This is a genomic window from Kitasatospora sp. NPDC059673, assembly GCF_042734215.1.
Classification (GTDB): Bacteria; Actinomycetota; Actinomycetes; order Streptomycetales; family Streptomycetaceae; genus Kitasatospora.
Map to the genome: position 1 here is coordinate 191247 of NZ_JBHWEN010000006.1, position 16491 is coordinate 207737.

At 73.0% G+C, this 16491-nt stretch carries 18 protein-coding genes; 13 read left to right on the forward strand and 5 right to left on the reverse strand.

Going from position 1 to position 16491, the window contains the following annotated elements; all coding sequences use genetic code 11:
* Nucleotides 1–18: 18 nt before the first annotated feature.
* The gene (locus ACFV18_RS10175; RefSeq protein ID WP_380481366.1) at nucleotides 19–1317 is read left to right on the forward strand and encodes an MFS transporter; all 1299 of its coding nucleotides are present in this window, start codon (nucleotides 19–21) and stop codon (nucleotides 1315–1317) included.
* 36 nt (nucleotides 1318–1353) lie between these two features.
* Here the strand turns inward: ACFV18_RS10175 and ACFV18_RS10180 are convergent, their stop codons facing one another.
* A complete protein-coding gene (locus tag ACFV18_RS10180) occupies nucleotides 1354–1578 on the reverse strand; it encodes a hypothetical protein (RefSeq protein ID WP_380481368.1) in 225 nt (74 codons plus the stop codon).
* A 125-nt stretch (nucleotides 1579–1703) separates the two neighbouring features.
* Here ACFV18_RS10180 and map point away from each other — a divergent pair, with 125 nt between their 5' ends.
* A complete protein-coding gene (gene map, locus ACFV18_RS10185; protein ID WP_380481370.1) occupies nucleotides 1704–2549 on the forward strand; it encodes a type I methionyl aminopeptidase in 846 nt (281 codons plus the stop codon).
* 128 nt (nucleotides 2550–2677) lie between these two features.
* Here map and ACFV18_RS10190 read toward each other — a convergent pair whose 3' ends face one another.
* The gene (locus ACFV18_RS10190) at nucleotides 2678–3376 is read right to left on the reverse strand and encodes a bifunctional DNA primase/polymerase (RefSeq protein ID WP_380481372.1); all 699 of its coding nucleotides are present in this window, start codon (nucleotides 3374–3376) and stop codon (nucleotides 2678–2680) included.
* 404 nt (nucleotides 3377–3780) lie between these two features.
* Between ACFV18_RS10190 and ACFV18_RS10195 the strand changes: the two genes are divergently transcribed.
* Complete coding sequence (locus ACFV18_RS10195) at nucleotides 3781–4002, forward strand: hypothetical protein (RefSeq protein WP_380481373.1); 222 nt, start codon at nucleotides 3781–3783, stop codon at nucleotides 4000–4002.
* Between the two features lie 48 nt (nucleotides 4003–4050).
* On the opposite strand, the gene ACFV18_RS10200 is transcribed toward ACFV18_RS10195, so the two are convergent.
* Entirely contained in the window at nucleotides 4051–4716 is a 666-nt protein-coding gene (locus ACFV18_RS10200; protein ID WP_380481546.1) for a PadR family transcriptional regulator, read from the reverse strand.
* A 159-nt stretch (nucleotides 4717–4875) separates the two neighbouring features.
* Between ACFV18_RS10200 and ACFV18_RS10205 the strand changes: the two genes are divergently transcribed.
* The 4 genes from ACFV18_RS10205 to ACFV18_RS10220 all read left to right on the forward strand — a co-directional run bounded on the left by ACFV18_RS10205 (nucleotide 4876) and on the right by ACFV18_RS10220 (nucleotide 7417).
* Entirely contained in the window at nucleotides 4876–5409 is a 534-nt protein-coding gene (locus tag ACFV18_RS10205; protein WP_380481375.1) for a hypothetical protein, read from the forward strand.
* Between the two features lie 59 nt (nucleotides 5410–5468).
* Complete coding sequence (locus ACFV18_RS10210; RefSeq protein ID WP_380481377.1) at nucleotides 5469–5867, forward strand: ACT domain-containing protein; 399 nt, start codon at nucleotides 5469–5471, stop codon at nucleotides 5865–5867.
* Between the two features lie 6 nt (nucleotides 5868–5873).
* The gene (locus ACFV18_RS10215) at nucleotides 5874–6038 is read left to right on the forward strand and encodes a hypothetical protein (RefSeq protein ID WP_380481379.1); all 165 of its coding nucleotides are present in this window, start codon (nucleotides 5874–5876) and stop codon (nucleotides 6036–6038) included.
* Between the two features lie 347 nt (nucleotides 6039–6385).
* The gene (locus tag ACFV18_RS10220) at nucleotides 6386–7417 is read left to right on the forward strand and encodes a serine hydrolase domain-containing protein (RefSeq protein WP_380481381.1); all 1032 of its coding nucleotides are present in this window, start codon (nucleotides 6386–6388) and stop codon (nucleotides 7415–7417) included.
* 42 nt (nucleotides 7418–7459) lie between these two features.
* On the opposite strand, the gene ACFV18_RS10225 is transcribed toward ACFV18_RS10220, so the two are convergent.
* Nucleotides 7460–9205: a SpoIIE family protein phosphatase gene (locus ACFV18_RS10225; RefSeq protein WP_380481383.1), complete on the reverse strand. Its 1746-nt coding sequence runs from the start codon at nucleotides 9203–9205 to the stop codon at nucleotides 7460–7462.
* 290 nt (nucleotides 9206–9495) lie between these two features.
* Between ACFV18_RS10225 and ACFV18_RS10230 the strand changes: the two genes are divergently transcribed.
* A complete protein-coding gene (locus ACFV18_RS10230) occupies nucleotides 9496–9876 on the forward strand; it encodes a hypothetical protein (protein ID WP_380481385.1) in 381 nt (126 codons plus the stop codon).
* Between the two features lie 69 nt (nucleotides 9877–9945).
* Here ACFV18_RS10230 and ACFV18_RS10235 read toward each other — a convergent pair whose 3' ends face one another.
* Nucleotides 9946–10497, reverse strand: coding sequence for a heme-binding protein (locus ACFV18_RS10235; protein WP_380481387.1), 552 nt, complete (start codon nucleotides 10495–10497; stop codon nucleotides 9946–9948).
* A 237-nt stretch (nucleotides 10498–10734) separates the two neighbouring features.
* Between ACFV18_RS10235 and ACFV18_RS10240 the strand changes: the two genes are divergently transcribed.
* The 5 genes from ACFV18_RS10240 (at nucleotide 10735) to ACFV18_RS10260 (ending at nucleotide 16290) form a co-directional block, all read left to right on the forward strand.
* Nucleotides 10735–12051, forward strand: a complete 1317-nt coding sequence (locus ACFV18_RS10240; RefSeq protein WP_380481388.1) for a sensor histidine kinase — start codon at nucleotides 10735–10737, stop codon at nucleotides 12049–12051.
* Between the two features lie 52 nt (nucleotides 12052–12103).
* Nucleotides 12104–12739 (forward strand): response regulator, encoded by a 636-nt coding sequence (locus ACFV18_RS10245; protein WP_380481390.1) that lies wholly within the window; start codon nucleotides 12104–12106, stop codon nucleotides 12737–12739.
* Between the two features lie 304 nt (nucleotides 12740–13043).
* Complete coding sequence (locus ACFV18_RS10250) at nucleotides 13044–13955, forward strand: carbohydrate ABC transporter permease (protein ID WP_380481392.1); 912 nt, start codon at nucleotides 13044–13046, stop codon at nucleotides 13953–13955.
* Complete coding sequence (locus ACFV18_RS10255; RefSeq protein ID WP_380481394.1) at nucleotides 13952–14836, forward strand: carbohydrate ABC transporter permease; 885 nt, start codon at nucleotides 13952–13954, stop codon at nucleotides 14834–14836. Before ACFV18_RS10250 ends, ACFV18_RS10255 begins: the two co-directional genes overlap by 4 nt.
* A gap of 68 nt (nucleotides 14837–14904) precedes the next feature.
* The gene (locus ACFV18_RS10260) at nucleotides 14905–16290 is read left to right on the forward strand and encodes an ABC transporter substrate-binding protein (protein ID WP_380481396.1); all 1386 of its coding nucleotides are present in this window, start codon (nucleotides 14905–14907) and stop codon (nucleotides 16288–16290) included.
* Nucleotides 16291–16491: the final 201 nt, after the last annotated feature.

A 16491-nucleotide genomic window follows, 5' to 3' on the forward strand; every position in this document is an offset into this window, starting at 1 on the left:
CCCGCAGCATCTGACCATGTGACCTCCGACGCCCGGTTCCTCCACAAGTTGATCCCGGACTTGACGCCCTGGCGCGCCTCCCGGGACTTCCGGCTGCTCTGGACGTCGGGCTGCGTCTCCGTCTTCGGCAGCCTCCTCACCTACGTCGCGGTGCCGATCCAGATCAAGCAGCTGACCGACTCGACCTTCGCGGTCGGCCTGGTCGGCGCGTTCGAGCTGGTGCCACTGGTGGTGTTCGGCCTGTGGGGCGGCGCCCTGGCGGACGCACTGGACCGCCGCCGCCTGGTGCTGCTCAGCGAGGTCGGGCTGGCGCTGATGGCCACGCTGCTGCTGGCCAACTCGCTGCTGCCGCACCCCATGCTGTGGCCGATCTACCTGGTGGGAGCCCTGACCGCCGCGCTGGACGGCGTGCAGCGACCAGCACTGGACGCGATGATCCCCCGCGTCGTCCCGCACGAGCACCTGCCCGCCGCGTTCACCCTCATCTCGCTGTACCGCAACGCCGGTTCGGTGGCCGGCCCGGCCCTCGCGGGCGTGGTCGTCGCGGTGGCCGGGGCGCACAGCGCCTACGCACTGGACGTGCTGACCTTCCTGGTCTCGCTGGCGATGATCGTCCGGATGCGCCCGGTCCCTCCCGCCGAGAGCGCCGACCGGCCTTCGCTGCGCAGCCTCGGGCAGGGCCTGAGCTACGCGTGGAGCCGCAAGGACCTGCTGGGCACCTACGCGATCGACACCGTGGCGATGCTGTTCGCGTTCCCCGTCGCGGTGTTCCCGTTCCTGGCGGCCTCGTTGGACGCCGAGTGGGCGCTGGGCCTGCTGTACGCGGCGACGGCGGTCGGCGCGCTGGCGGTGTCGGCGACCGGCGGCTGGCTGTCGCGCATCCACCGGCACGGCCGGATGCTGCTGTTCGCGGCGCTCGGCTGGGGCGTGTCGATGACGCTGGCGGGCCTGGTCGGGAACATCTGGCTGGTGCTGCTGTGCCTGGCGCTGGCCGGCGCGGCCGACCAGATCAGCGGGGTGGCCCGGTCGACGATCTGGAACCAGTCCATCCCCGACGAGCTGCGCGGCCGGCTCGCCGGGGTGGAGGTCCTGTCGTACTCGGTCGGCCCGCAGCTCGGCCAGGTGCGGGCCGGCGGCATGGCCGCGCTGGTCGGCGTGCGGGCCTCGATCTGGGCCGGTGGCGTGATGTGCGTGCTGGGCGTCCTCGCGCTGACGGCGTCCATCCCGAAGCTGCTGGCCTGGGACGCCCGCACCGACCCGCACGCGCTGGCGGTGCGGGCCCAGCACGAACGGCAGGCCGCCGAGGCCGGGGTGTGACGCGGGCCGGGGCCGAGGCCGGGGTGTGACGCGGCGTCAGCCCTTGTTCTCGGGCTCCTCGTCGTTCCAGCGCGGGTCCTGCTTCCACTCCTGGTTGCGCTCGGCGGCGGTCTCCAGGGCGCGCGCGGCCTCCTCGCGGGTGGCGTACGGGCCGAGCCGGTCCTTGGCGGGGCACTCCGGGCCTTCCTCGACCTTGCCGTGCTTGATGCAGTAGAACCACTCCCCCGGCTGCCCGGTGGGCTTGCTGCGGCCGAACACCATCGTCTCGTCTCCCGTTCCGGTGGGCCCCGCGGCGGCGGCCGCGGCGGTCAGCAGTGATCATTCCCGGCGGCCCGGCCGCGCACACGGCCGGGGGCGGCCGGAAGGCGGCCGATACACTCGCGGTCATGGCTCTGGTACCCGGCACCCTGTCCCCCACCCGCAAGGTCCCCGCGCACATCGCGCGTCCGGAGTACGTCGGCAAGCCCGCGCCGACCCCGTACACCGGCCCCGAGGTGCAGACCGCGGAGACCGTCGAGAAGATGCGGATCGCCGGCCGGATCGCGGCGCAGGCGATGGCCGAGGCCGCGAAGCTGATCGCCCCCGGCGTCACCACCGACGCACTCGACGCCGTCGCCCACGAGTACATGTGCGACCACGGCGCGTACCCGTCCGACCTCGGCTACCGGGGCTTCCCGAAGTCGGTCTGCACCTCGATCAACGAGGTGATCTGCCACGGCATCCCGGACTCGACGGTGCTGCAGGACGGCGACATCGTCAACATCGACGCCACCGCGTACATCCACGGGGTGCACGGCGACCTGAACGCCACCTACCTGTGCGGCGACGTGGACGAGGAGTCCCGGCTGCTGGTGGAGCGCACCCGGGAATCCCTCGCCCGGGCGATCAAGGCGGTCAAGCCGGGCCGGCAGATCAACGTGATCGGGCGGGTCATCGAGTCCTACGCCAAGCGGTTCGGCTACGGCGTGGTCCGCGACTTCACCGGCCACGGCATCAACACCTCGTTCCACTCCGGCCTGATCATCCCGCACTACGACAGCGAGCGGGCCACCCAGGTGATCAAGCCGGGCATGACCTTCACCATCGAGCCGATGCTCACCCTGGGCACCTACGACTACGAGATCTGGCCGGACGGCTGGACGGTGGTCACCAAGGACCGCAAGCGCACCGCCCAGTTCGAGCACACCCTGCTGGTCACCGCGGACGGCGCGGAGATCCTCACCCTGCCCTGACCGTTCGGAACGCCGAAGCGGCCCGCCACCCCACCTGGGGGGACGGGCCGCTCTGTCGTTCCTGCGCCTTGTCGTTCCTGCGCCGTGTCGGCTCTGCGCCCGGACCTGCGCCGGGGGCCTGCGGCGGCTCAGCCGATCAGCCACTGCTCCTCGGCGACCGCGCCGACCTCGGTGCACGCGTCGGTCAGCACGTCCAGCACCCGCAGCGGGTCCGGCAGCGGCTGGTCGGGGCCGCGCAGCCAGCGCACCCGGGAGCCGTCGGTCAGCGCGGCCGGCGGGACCAGGGTGTACGAGCCTCGGCAGTGCCAGCGCAGCCCCGGGTGCTCGGAGACCGTCTCGGGGGTGGAGTCCAGCGCGCTGGGCCACCACTCGTCCTCGTCCTGCGGGGTGCCGCGGGTGGCGGTGAAGAACAGGTACCGGTCGCCGCCGACCGCTGCCACCGGGCCGCCCACACCGAGCACGTCCAGCCGCCGCAGCGCCAGCACCCCGGCCTCGGCCGGCACGTCCAGCACGTCGTGCGCGCGGCCCGTCGCGGTGACGAAGTTCGCCTCCGGGTCACGCGTCAGCCAGTGGGCCAACTGCTCGGCGTCCACGGTGGCCTGGGACTGCCAGGCGAACGAGACCGGGTGCTGGGCCGGGGCCGGACAGCCGACCCGGTCGCACGAACACCGGTACCCCTCCGGGTGCGCCGCCGGCGCCACCGGGAACCCCGCCCGGACCGCCCCCAGCAGCAGATCCAGCTTCGCAGCCGTGTCCTCTCCGGCGCCCGGGTCGTCCTGCTTCCGGTCCCGCCGCCACCAGGACGTCCACCTGCTGCTGGCTTCCATCTGGCCCCTTCCGCACCCGCTGAGCTGCCGCGCCTGGTACGGCACGGCCACCTACGCAACAAACGACGCCAACACACGGAGCCGCTCGCTGCTTCCCGAATCGGTGCACCACGTGCGGGGGCGTCTGCCGTCGACCGGGGCCGGGTTCTCCGGCCGGCCGACGTCCGGGGGCGGGTACGGAGTACGAGAGTCGCGCTCGGCGGGCGGGCGCACCTCGGCGCACCTCACCCGGCCCGTACGGGCCCGCGGACCCGGGGCAACCCCCGGGGGCGTACGTAGCAGGATAAGGGTCCCGGAGCCCTCCGAATGACCGTTGGCGGTGCCGTCCCCGTCACACCTGCCGCCGCCGCGACGGACACACCCGCCCGCACCGGACATCCCGCCCGTCGCCCTACCCTGGAGCGGTGAGAAGCGCCGACACCGCATTCCTCGGCGGCCCGCTGGACGGCAGGGTGCTGCCGATCCTGCTGAGCCCGCTGCAGTCCGTACCGAAGGTCTACCGGGTGCCCGTCCCCGCGCACGGGGACACCCCGGCCGTCACGCTGGTCTACCGGCGGGCCAAGGAGTACAACGCCAAGGGCCGGTTCCGCTGGCGCTACGAGTACGACGAGGCCGCCAGCGGCTGACCTCTACCGCCTCCTGCTGCCGCCTGCCGGTTCAGGCCTCCTGCCGGTTCAGGCCTCCTCGGCCAGGATCAGGTACAGCTTCTTCTTCGCCTCGGCCAGCACCGCCAGGCCCTTGGCCCGCTGCTCCTCGGTGCCCGTCATCATCACCTGGCGCACCGCGTGGTCCACCGCCGCGAGCGCGGCGCCGACCTCCTGCACGGCCTCCCAGTCTCCCTGCCGGCCGGCCTCGTCCCACGGGGACTCGGGGCCCTGCTCGGCCTCGGCCCGGCCCTGCTCGGTCAGTTCGAACAGCTTCTTGCCGGACTCCTCGTTGGCCTTGATCAGCCCCTCCTCCTCCAGCAACTGGAGGGTCGGGTACACCGAACCCGGGCTGGGCCGCCAGATCCCGCCGGTGCGCTCGCCGATCTCGGTGATCATCTCGTAGCCGTGCATCGGGCGCTCCCGCAGCAGCGCGAGCAGCGAGGCCCGCACATCACCCCGCCGGGCCCGCCCACCGCGCCGACCGCCGTGCCCGCGCATCCCGTGGCCACCGAAACCACGCCCGCGCGGCCCGAACCCCGGACCGAACGGCGGCATCGGCCGCCCCGGCGCCCCGAACGGCCCGAACGCCGCCCGCACCTCGAACCCCTCACCCTCCCCGGTCACACCCGGCCGCCCCAGGCCCTCGGCCCAGCGACGCCGGCCCTCTTCGCCGTAGCGCTTGTCGTACCGCATGACGGACACCTGCTCTCCATGGTTGTCGGACACTCCGATCGTCGAAGCATCTCGATAACTCGACGATATATCGGTAACTGTCGTTCGACAACCCCTTCCGACAGTCGGCCGCCGAATAACCGGTCGAGCGGAGCGCCCGTGTGCGCCTAACCTCGCTCCGTGACGAACGCGATGACGAACACGGTCGAGACCGGCGAAGACTTCACCGCCCTGCTGCGGCGCCTCTCGGGACACCTCGCGAACCTCGGCCCGGACGCGCCCGACGTGGACGACGTGCTGCTCCGGTGGGCCGCCACCCTCCCCGACCGGGCCCCGGCCCCCGGCTGGACCGGCCTGGCCGATCAGTTGCTCGGCGCACTCGCCGCACCGACGGCCGGGCCCGCCGACCCCGCCCCGCTCGGCGACGAGCCGCCGGTGGCCACCCCCGGCGAACTGCGAGCCCGGCTGCGCGCCCTGGCCGCCGACTACGCCCGGGACCGCGCCTGGACGACGGACCGGCAGGCCCGCGGCCTGTGGGCCGGGGACGGCGGGGGCTGGGCGAGCGGCTCGCTGGCCGGGTTCCTTGAGTCCTGGGAGAGCTGGCTGGGCTCCTCCCTCGGCCGGCCACCGGTCCTTCCCGGCATCCCGCCCCTCGAACCGGTGACCTGGACGTCGATCGCCCGGCAGCTCGGCGCGGCCCGCGTCCACGAGTGACACCGACACGCCCCCGCAGCGCTCCCGCCGCGCCGTCCGCAGCCACTACGGTGACGGCCATGGCAGGCGAACGCGATCTTCGACAGCTGCTCTCCGGCTTGAGCCCCATCCTCAACCCGGGCCGCTACGTGTACTGCACACTGCCCGGCCGGGTCCCCGCCGGACTGCGGCCGATCGTCACGGTGGCCGAACCCGAGGGCGTCACCTTCGTCGTCCTCGAGGAGGAGGCCGAGTCACTCGGCCTGCCGCACGCCTTCACCGCCGCCTGGATCACCCTGCGGGTGCACTCCGCGCTGGACGCCGTCGGCCTCACCGCCGCCGTCGCCGGCGCGCTCGCCGAACACGGCATCAGCTGCAACGTGGTGGCGGGCTTCCACCACGACCACCTGTTCGTCCCGGCCGCCGACGCCGACCGCGCGCTGGCCGTCCTCAATACCCTGGCCACGCAGCACGCCTGACGACCCATGGACTCCACCGTGCGCCACGGGCGACAGCTCGACACTTCGGCCGCGCGGCACGCCCAAGGCCCGCCCACCACCCGGATTCCGCCGACCGGCACCGGCAACGGCACCGGCACCGGCACCGGCACCGGCACCGAAGCGGGGCGCCGAACCGAGCAGCACCCATGACGCGCCGTCGGCCGGATGTCCTCCGCCGTCCCGCGCGGGCGGGCAACACCCCCCTCGGCGCTCCGCCCGCCACCCGGATTCCGGCGGCCGGCCCGGGCGAAGCCCGATGCGCCAAGCACGCAAGACGCCCAGCGCCCCGCCCACAGCCTGGCCTCCGCCGTCCCGCGCAAGCAGGCAACTCAACGCGACACCCCGCCCGCCACCCGAACCCCACCGACCGACCCGGGCGAAGCCCGATGCGCCAAGCACGCAAGACGCCCGGCGCCCCGCCCACAGCCTGGCCTCCGCCGTCCCGCGCGGGCGAGAATGCGAACGAAGTCCCCGCCGGTCCGGACGAGAGGGATGCCGTGCCACCCGTTCCGCCGCCGTCCTCCTGGGTGGCCGCCGCTGCTGCTGCCCTCGCCGCCTGCCTCGCCGAGTCCGTGGATGCCGGGCTGTTCCCCGGCGGGGTGCTGATCGTCGGGGAGGCGAGGGCCGGCCGGGTCACCGTCGGGCAGGGCCTGGTTGCCCCCGAGTGCGGCGACGCCCGGCCCGGCGCGCACACCCGCTACGACCTGGCCTCGCTCACCAAGGTGCTCGCCACCTGGCCGCTGGTCGGCGTCGCCGTCCGCACCGGCCGGCTCGACCTGGACGCCCCGCTGCGCGAGCACCTTCCCGAACTGCCTTCCCCTGGCGGGGATTTGACCGCGCGGCAGTTGCTCTGCCACACCTCCGGCCTGCTCCCCTGGACCGGCCTGGCCGGCTACGAGCACACCGGCCGCCCGCTGATCGAGCACCTGTGCGCGGAGCCGCTGGTCAGCCCTCCCGGCAGCCGGTACCGCTACATCGACCGCGGCTTCATCCTGCTCGGCCTGCTGTTGCCCGCCCTGCTGGGCCGCCCGTTGCACCTGCTCGCCGACGAACTGTGGCGCGACCTCGGGCTGACCGCCACCGCCTACGGACCGCTGCCGCGCGACCCGCAGCTCGCCCCGACCGAGCAGCGCCTGCGCGACGCGCCCCGCACCTGGGGTGCCCCGCACGACCCGAGCGCCGCGCTGCTCGGCGGGGTGGCCGGCCACGCCGGGGTGTTCTCCACCGCCGCCGACCTGGCCGTCTACGCCGAGCACCTGCTGGCCGGGGCGAGCCCGCTGGCGGACTGGTTCGCCGAGAGCCGCCGCCCCTGCGCCGCCGTCGAACCCGGCCTGCACCGCGGGCTCGCCTGGCTGGTCACCGCCGACGACTCGGTGGCCTACCACCACGGTTTCACCGGCACCAGTCTCTTCCTCGCCCCGCACACCGGCCGTTACGTGGTGCTCTGCACCAACGCGGTCTACCACGGCTTCGACCGGACCCGGCTGGCCGGCCTGCGCACGCTCGCGCTCCGCTCGCTCACCTCGTGACGGCCGTCATCGGCGCAGCGGCTGCCACCGGCGCAGCGACCGTCATCGGCGCAGCGGCTGCCACCGCCCGCCGGTCAGCGCGGTCAGCACCTCCTGGCTGCCCGCCTGCCCTGGGCGCGGCCGGGCGGCGGCGGCGAGCAGCGCGATGTCGTCCTCGGCGGGGTCGGGGGCGCCGGCCAGCACCGCGTCCAGGAGCCGTTCCGGGCCGGCCCCGGCGGGCAGCCGCCGGTCGGTGAGTCGCTCCAGCGAGCGGTCGATGTCCTCGCCGCGGCGCTCGACCAGGCCGTCGGTGAACAGCAGCAGGGTGTGGTCGGGCGGGACGGCCGCGTAGCTCGGGACGTAGCCGTTGTGGCCGGTGCCGAGCGGCGGGCCGGGTGCCACCGGCAGCAGCGCCACCTCGCCGTTGGGCCGGACCACGGCGGGCGGCAGGTGGCCGGCGCTGGCGAAGCAGTAGCGGCCGCGGGCGGGCTCGGCGTACACCGCGAGGCAAGTGGAGGGGCGGTAGTCGTGCACATCGCCGGCCAGGCCGTCCATCCGGGCCAGCAGCCGGTCGGCGGAGGGCTCCAGCAGGGCCATCGCGCGCAGCATCGCCTGGTAGTGGCTCATGTCGGCGGCGGCCTCGATGCCGTGGCCCATCACGTCGCCGATGGCCAGCACGGTGCGGCCGTCGGGCAGCGCCACCGTCTCGTACCAATCGCCGCCGATCAGTGCGCTGGTGCCGGCGGGGCGGTAGCGGAAGGCGACGGTGATGTCGGGGTGCGGGCTGCCGGGTTCGGCGAGCATGGCGCGCTGCAGGTCGACGGCGACGGCGTGTTCGCGGCTGTAGCGGCGGGCGTTGTCGAGGTTGATCGCGGCGCGCACGGCGAGGTCCTGGGCGGCGACCGCCTCGTTCTCGCCGAAGCCCGGGGAGGGGTCGGTGCGCAGCAGGGTGGCGGTGCCGATCCGGTGGCCGCGGGCGATGAGCGGCACCACCATCGCGGAGTGGACGCCGAGCGTCCGGAAGTCGGCGACCCGCTCCGCGTTGGGGGCGGTGCGGCGCGCGTCGGCCTCGGTCAGCCGGTTCTCGATCACCGGGCGGCCCTCGGCCAGGCAGCGCGGGACGGCGGCGTCGGGCCCGTAGTCGACGTACTCGCCGCGTTCGCCGAGCACCCGGACCCGCTCCAGCAGGTCGGGCCGGGCGGTGATGGCGGTGCGCAGCAGTCGGCGGCCGCCGTCGGGGAGGGGGCGGGCGTGCTGGCTGTCGGGGTGCGGCAGCAGTTCGACGGTGGCGGCGTCGGCGAGGTGGTCGGTGAGGAAGGCGGCGAGTTCGCCGCAGGTGGTCTCCACGTCGAGGGTGGTGCCGATCCGGGTGGCGGCGGTGTCGAGCAGGGCGAGCCGGGCCCGGGCCTGTTCGAGTTCGTGCTGCTGCCGGTGACTGGCGGTGACCTCGAGCAGGATGCCGACCAGGCCGACGGGCTGCCCGGCGGTCTCCAGCCGGTGGTAGGCGCCGTACCAGTAGCGGCGGTGCTGCGGGGAGCCGGCCCGGGTGTGGCCGCTGGAGGTGATCTCGCGGGGGCGGCCGTCGGTGAGCACCTCGCGCAGCAGGTCCTCGCGGGCGTCGAGGCCGGGGAACAGTTCGGCGACGGTGTGGCCGAGGTGCTGCTCGGCGGGGAGGCCGTTCATGGCGGCCAGCGCCGGGTTGACGTAGCGGAAGCGCAGCTGGGTGTCGAGGACGGCGACGGCGGCGGGCGTGCCGTCCAGCACGCGGCGCAGCGGCTGCGGCAGGTCGTTCCAGCTGGTGGCGGCCATGGCTTCGGCACCTCCTTGCCGGGCGCCCGGGCACTGTGACCAGTAAACACAGCGCGCGGGGCCGGGGCGATCCGGTACGCGGCGGGGCCGGGACGGGTGGGCCGGGACGGGGGTGCGGGCGGTGCCGGGGTCACCCGAATGGGGTCGTCCGGGTGCCCCGGCGGGTGGACGGGCCGAGGGTCGTCACAGGTCAACTTCGGCCAAGGAGGTTTCCCATGAGCTCGTCCGTCGGCCCGACCCCGGCATCGTCCGGGTCGCTCGGGGCACCGGCCCCCGGGAACAGACCCTGGGTGTCCGGGACTGTGCTGTTCGCCGGTGTGGTGATGCTGGTGAGCGGTCTGCTGGAGGTGTTCCGCGGGATCATGGCGATCGCCGAGGACGACATCTTCGTGACCACACCCCGGTACGTCTTCCGGTTCGACCTCACCTCGTGGGGCTGGATCCACCTGGTGATCGGCGCGCTGGTCGCGCTGACCGGCGTGTTCGTGCTCAGAGGCCTGGCCTGGGCCCGGATCGCCGGTGTGTTCTTCGCCGCGCTGAGCCTGGTGGACAACTTCCTCGACATTCCCTACTACCCGCTGTGGTCGCTGGTGCTGATCGCACTGGACATCTTCGTGATCTGGGCGCTGTGCGCCTACCACGCATCCGACCGACCGCTCCGCGAGGTCTGAACCGCCTCGCACCGCTGGGGCCGGTGGCCCGCTCCTCCGGGAGCGGGCCACCGGCTCGTCCGCCGGGCGTCACTTGCTCAACGCGGCGACCCCCGCCTGGGCGAACTGCTCGTCCTGGTCGGCGCTGGGGGCGCCGGCCACGCCGACGGCCGCGATCGGGGCGCCCTTCAGCTGGACCGGGGCGCCGCCACCGAGGAACAGCGTGCCGGGTATGTCCTTCAGGTTCGGCGCCTGGGCCAGGCGCTTGACCAGCTCGGAGGTCGGGGCGTTCCAGGACACCGCGGTGTAGGCCTTGCGCTGGGCGGACTCGAAGGACTGCGGGCCGGCGCCGTCGCCACGCAGTTCGACGATCACATTGCCGTTCCGGTCGACGACCGCGACGGAGATCTTCTGGCCGGCCCTGGCCGCGGCGTCCAGGCTGGCCTGGGCGGCCTTGGTGGCGGCCTCGACCGTCAGGTGCGAGGTCTCGAAGGTGTTCTTGTTCTGGACGTCGGACGCGGCGGCGGGGGCGACCTGCGGCGTCTCGGCGCTGGCGGAGACGGCGCCGACCACGCTCGCCCCGACCGCGGCCACCGCGACGGCACCGGTGACAACGCGGGTACGAGTGCTCAGCTTCTTCATCTTCGGCTCCTGGATCGGTGGTTCGGTGCCGGACTGCTGGGGTGCTCCGGCCTCGCTCTCCATGGTTCGCGGCCGGACCCCTGCCGCGGATCGGCGAACCGGCTGGACCGGCGGAGCATGATGGACGACAGCCGTGTCAGCCGATCGGTTGATGTGCGAACCGTGATCCGCGGGCACCATCCAAGTGCCGGCACGTACCCGCCGGTGCCGACAGCGTGCGAAAGGAGGTCGGCCGTGATGCGTCTCCCCCTGTCCCGGGCGGCCGACCCGGACGCGGGCTGGCTCGCGATGGTCATGCGGCTGGTGTTCGTGCTGCTGCTCGGCACCTCGCTGACGCGCTACCTGACACACCACCTGGCCGGCCCGCTGACGCCGTGGGTGATCGCGCTGAGCATCGCCCTCGCCGTCGGGCACCTGTCCGGCCTGTCCGAGCGTCGCCAGGCCTGGCTGGCCGCAGCGCTGGGCAGTTGGGCGGTGCTGGTGCTGATGGCACCCAGCTTCGCCTGGTGCGCCGTCCCGCTGGTGTACACGGTGCTCCGGGCCTTCCCGCCACGGACGGCGATCCCGCTGGTTTCGGCGCTCACCGCGCTGGTGATGGTGTCCCAACTGCGGCTGCCCGGCGCCGATCCGACGCTGGTGCTGCTGCCGCCGGCGGTCGCCGCGCTGGCCACCGCGGTGTTCCTGTACATGCAGCGGCAGGGTGCCCGGCAGCACAAGCTGATCATCGACCTGATCCGGGCCCGCCGGGAGCTGGCCGCCGTGGAGCACCGGCAGGGCGTGCTGTCCGAGCGGGAGCGGCTGTCCGTCGAGATCCACGACACCCTCGCCCAGGGCCTGTCCAGCCAGCACATGCTGTTGCAGGCAGCCGAGTTGGCCTGGGAGCAGGATGCGGCGGCCGCCCGCGGCCACGTCCGGACGGCCGCCGCGATCACCGCCCGGAACCTCGCCGAGGCCCGCCGTTTCGTGCACGACCTCGCCCCGGCCGATCTCGCCGAACAGGGCACGCTGGAGGCCGCGTTGGCCGCCCTCGCCGAGCGGGAGGCTGCGGAGAGCGGCCTGCCGGTCCGCTTCCAACTGGACGGCAGCCCGGCGCCGATGCCCGCCGCCGCGCAGTCCGCGCTGCTGCGGATCGCCCAGGGCGCGCTGGCCAACGTCCGGGAGCACGCCCGGGCCGGCCGGGCCTCGATCACGCTGTCCTACCTGGGCGACCAGGCGGTGCTGGACGTCGCGGACGACGGCCGCGGCTTCACCCCGCCGCCCGGCGGTGCGAGCGGCCAAGGTGCCGGGCCGGTCGGCAGGCGCGGCGGGCCGGTCGGCGGACGCGGCGGGCCAGTCGGCGGACGCGGAGGTCCGGTCGGCGGTCCGGCCGGCGGGCGCGGCGGGCGCGGGCACGGGCTGCCGGCGATGCGGGCCCGGCTGCGGCAGTTGGGCGGCACGCTCACCGTCGAGTCGGCCCCGGGCGAGGGCACCGTGGTCTCGGCCGCCATCCCCCTGGAGAGCCCACCCGCCAGCCCACCCGGCAGCCCACCCGGCAGCCCACCGGAGGTCCGCTGACACCACGTCCCAACTGCTCGCACCAGCCCGCACCGCACCGCACGGAGGGTCCATGAACGACAACGACACCGTCAGGCTGCTCATCTGCGACGACCACGCGATGGTTCGGGCCGGGCTGCTCGCGCTGCTGGCCGGTGACGGCGCGATCGAGGTGGTCGGCGAGGCCAGCACCGGCGAGGAGGCGGTGACGCTTGCCGCCCGCCTGCGGCCGGACGTGGTGCTGATGGACCTTCAACTGGGCGCCGGAACAGACGGGGTGGAGGCCACCCGGCGGATCCTGGCCGGCCCGGGCGACAGCCACGTCCTGGTGCTGACCACCTTCGATACCGACGCCGACATCACGCGGGCCATCAACGCGGGCGCAACGGGGTATCTGTTGAAGGCGGAGCGCCCGGCCGAGCTGTTCGCGGCGATCCGCTCGGCCGCGGCGGGCCGGCCGGCGCTGTCCCCGCCGGTCGCGTCCCGGGTGATGGCCCGGATGCGTTCCCCCCTGCCCCAACTCACCGACCGTGAACAGGACATCCTCGACCAGCTCGGCCAGGGCCTCGGAAACCGGGAGATCGCCCGGGCGCTGTTCATCAGCGAGGCCACCGTCAAGACCCACCTCGGCCGGATCTACGCCAAGCTCGGCGTGGACACCCGCTCCGGCGCGGTCGCGATCGCCAAGGAGCGGCGCCTGCTGCGCTGAGCAGACCGGGCAGCGGCCCGGCCTCCGGCCCCCACGACAACTGAAGATCAATCGGACGCGTCCGAAGCCTTGCCACGCACAGTGATCGGAAGTCAGTATTCCTACCGGCCGGTAGACCTGACGGAACAACGGCTCCCGGAGGGCGCGGAACGGACGGTAACGGGGTGGCGGCAGCCCTCCTGTCGGATGTGACGCGAACGCGTAATATGCGCGAAACCCTCCGCTCACCCTCTCCTTGCCGACCCGTCGTTCAAGGACGACACGGTTTGGCCGGAACCGACGTCATGAAAGGCGGACGCGCACCATGCCGACCGCATCAAGCCCACCCGAGCCGCGGCGCCGTCTCGGCGAGCACGGGCTCGCCTGGGCCTTCCTGCTGCCCTCGGTAGTGGTCTTCACGCTCTTCATCGTGTATCCGCTGGGGCGCACCTTCTACCTGAGCGCGCACGCCAACGACCTCTTCGGCGCGCCCTCCAAGTACGTCGGGATGAAGCACTACACCGACCTGCTCTCCTCGGCGGACTTCCGCACCACGCTGGTCACCACCGCGCTGTTCGTGCTGTTCACGGTGGTCCCGGGGGTGCTCGGGGCGTTGCTGCTGGTGCTGCTGATGGAGGGTCGGATCCGCGGCGTGCGGCTGCTGCGATCCGCCTTCGCCCTGCCGTTCGCCTTCTCGGTGGCGAGCGCCTCGGTGGTCTTCTCGGTGTTCTACAACCCCGCCAGCGGGGTGCTCAACGGGCTGCTGTCGCACCTCGGTCTGGGCCCGGTGGGCTGGCTGACCGACTCCGACTGGGCGCTGGTGTCCATCGCGATCTCCACGATCTGGATGAACCTCGGCTACAACGTGCTGGTGCTCTCCGCGGGCATCGGCTCGATCCCCGGCGAGATCACCGAGGCCGCCCGGCTGGACGGCGCCTCCGGCCTGCGGCTGGCCCGGTCGATCACCGTCCCGATGCTCGGCCCGAGCCTGTTCTTCCTGGTGGTGATCTCCACCGTGAACGCGCTGCAGAGCTTCGGCCAGATCCACATCCTCACCAAGGGCGGCCCGGACGGCTCCACCCGGACCCTGGTCTACTCCGTGTACGAGAAGGCGTTCGCCTACGGCTCCAGCGACTTCGGCACCGCCAGCGCGCAGGCCGTGGTGCTGATGGTGGTCGTGCTGTGCTGCACCGCCGTGCAGTTCGGAGTCCTGGAGCGGAAGGTGCACTACGCATGACCACCCTCACCAAGACGCCCGCCGTCACCGAGCCCGCCCGCACCGCCCGCCCGCCGCTGCGGGTCCGTGACACGCTGGGCCGGGTCGGGGTCTGGGCGGTGCTCGCCGTGGCCGTGCTGACGGTCGCCTTCCCGGTCTACTACGTCTTCGCCGGCGCCTTCATGCGCCCGGACGAGATCGCCAGCTACCCGCCCGCGATGGTGCCGCACTCGATCACCGGGGAGAACTTCACCGGCGCCGTGCACGCCATCCCACTGGTGCGCCAGTACGGCAACTCGCTGCTGGTGGCGGGCCTGATCACGCTGGCCCAGCTGTTCACCTCGGTGCTCGCCGCATACGCCTTCGTGTTCCTGCCGATGCGCGGCCGGGCCGTGGTGTTCGGCCTGTTCCTGGCCACCCTGATGGTGCCGTGGGAGGCCATCATCATCCCCAACTACCTGACGCTGTCCGGCTGGGGGATGGGGAACACCTACTTCGGACTGGTGCTGCCGTTCCTGGCCTCCGGGTTCGGGACGTTCCTGCTGCGGCAGTCGTTCCGTCAGTTCCCGGGCGAGCTGCGGGACGCCGCCCGGATCGACGGCGCCGGCCACTGGCGGTTCCTGTGGCGGATCCTGGTGCCGCTGAACAAGCCGTCCCTGGCCGCACTGGCCATCTACGTCTTCCTGTCGGCCTGGAACCAGTACTTCTGGCCGCTGATCATCACCCGCACCGCCAACATGCAGACCCTGCAGATCGGTCTGTCCTCGCTGCGGGACTCCGAGATGGCCGACCCAGGCCTGATCCTGGCCGGTGTGGTGCTGTCGCTGCTGCCCACGCTGGCGCTGGTGCTGTTCGGCCAGCGGTTCATCGTCCGCGGTCTGACCGCCGGCGCCGTCCGCTGACGACCGCTCAGTTCGCCGTGCCCGTACCACCGCTCCCGGTACCCACCCTCGCAGAAGAGAGAGAACCCGTGAAGAGAAGTGCCCGCGCGCTCGCCGCGCTGCTGGTGTCCGGCCTGGCCCTGACCGCCTGCAGCTCGACCGGCTCCGGCGGCTCCTCCGAGGAGGCCGGCGCCCCGGCCGCCTCCGCCCTGGACCAGGCGTCCGGCGTGACCAGCATCGAGTTCTGGCACTCGATGACCGGCAAGAACGCCGAGCAGCTGACCGCCCTGGTGAACCAGTTCAACGCCGCGCACCAGGGCAAGATCGAGGTCAAGCCGCTGTTCCAGGGCACCTACGACGACCTGATCGCCAAGTACAAGGCCTCGGTGCAGCAGAAGGCCACGCCCGCGGTGGTGCAGGTCTACGACATCGGCACCCGCTTCATGATCGACTCCAAGCAGACCGTCCCGGCGCAGGCGTTCGCCGACAAGGACGGCTTCTCGCTGGACGACCTGCAGGCCAACATCCGCAACTACTACTCGGTCGGCGGCAAGCTGCAGTCGATGCCGTTCAACTCCTCGATGCCGCTGCTGTACCTGAACGACGACGCGTTCAAGGAGGCCGGCCTCGACCCGGCCAAGCCGCCCACGTCGCTCGCCGAACTCGGCGAGATGGCCAAGCAGTTGACCAAGAAGGACGACAGCGGCAAGACCGTCCGGTACGGCTTCGGCGCGGCCATCTACGGCTGGTTCGTCGAGCAGTTGCTGGCCGAGAACGGCGCGCTGTACTGCGACGCCGACAACGGCCGCAGCGGCAAGGCCGGCAAGGTCGCCTTCGACTCCGCCAAGGGCGCCGAGATCGTCCAGTGGTGGGCCGACCTGGTCAAGGGCGGCTACGCGGCCAACACCGGCCGGCAGACCCCCGACGCGCAGGCCGCGTTCAAGGCCGGCACGGTCGCCATGCACCTGGAGTCCACCGGTGTGCTGCGCGGCTACACCGAGGCCGCCAAGTTCACCGTCGGCACCGCGCCGTTCCCGAAGACCGCGGCCGGCGACCAGGGCGGCCCGATCATCGGCGGTGCCTCGCTGTGGATCTCCGGCCCCGGCCACTCCGACGCCCAGAAGCGCGCCTCCTGGGAGTTCGAGAAGTTCCTCACCGCCCCCGAGCAGCAGGCCGTCTGGCACACCGGCACCGGCTACTTCCCGGTCAACTCCAAGGCGCTGGACCTGCCCGCCGACAAGGAGTGGGTGGGCAAGTTCCCGCAGTTCCAGACCGCGATCGACCAGCTGAAGGCCACCAAGCCCACCACGGCCACGGCCGGCTGCCTGCTCGGCGTCATGCCGCAGGCCCGCAAGGGCGTGGAGACCGCGATCGAGCAGACCATCGCGGGCACCAAGACCGCCCAGCAGGCGCTCTCCGACGCCGCCAAGGAGCTCCAGCCCGCCATCGAGAGCTACAACTCCTCGGTGGGCTGACGCCCCGCCAGTACCGCCCCGAAGGGCCCGGCCGCCGTCGTGCGGCCGGGCCCTTCGGCGCTTCGGGGCACGGCCGCTGACAGTTCGTGGGAATTCGCGTCGCGCGATGACCACCCCGGCTGCAACACTGTCCGCGGCCGGGTGTATGAATTCTCCGCTGGATTCATCACGGCTCCAGCCATTTCTCTTCGAGGGGGGACC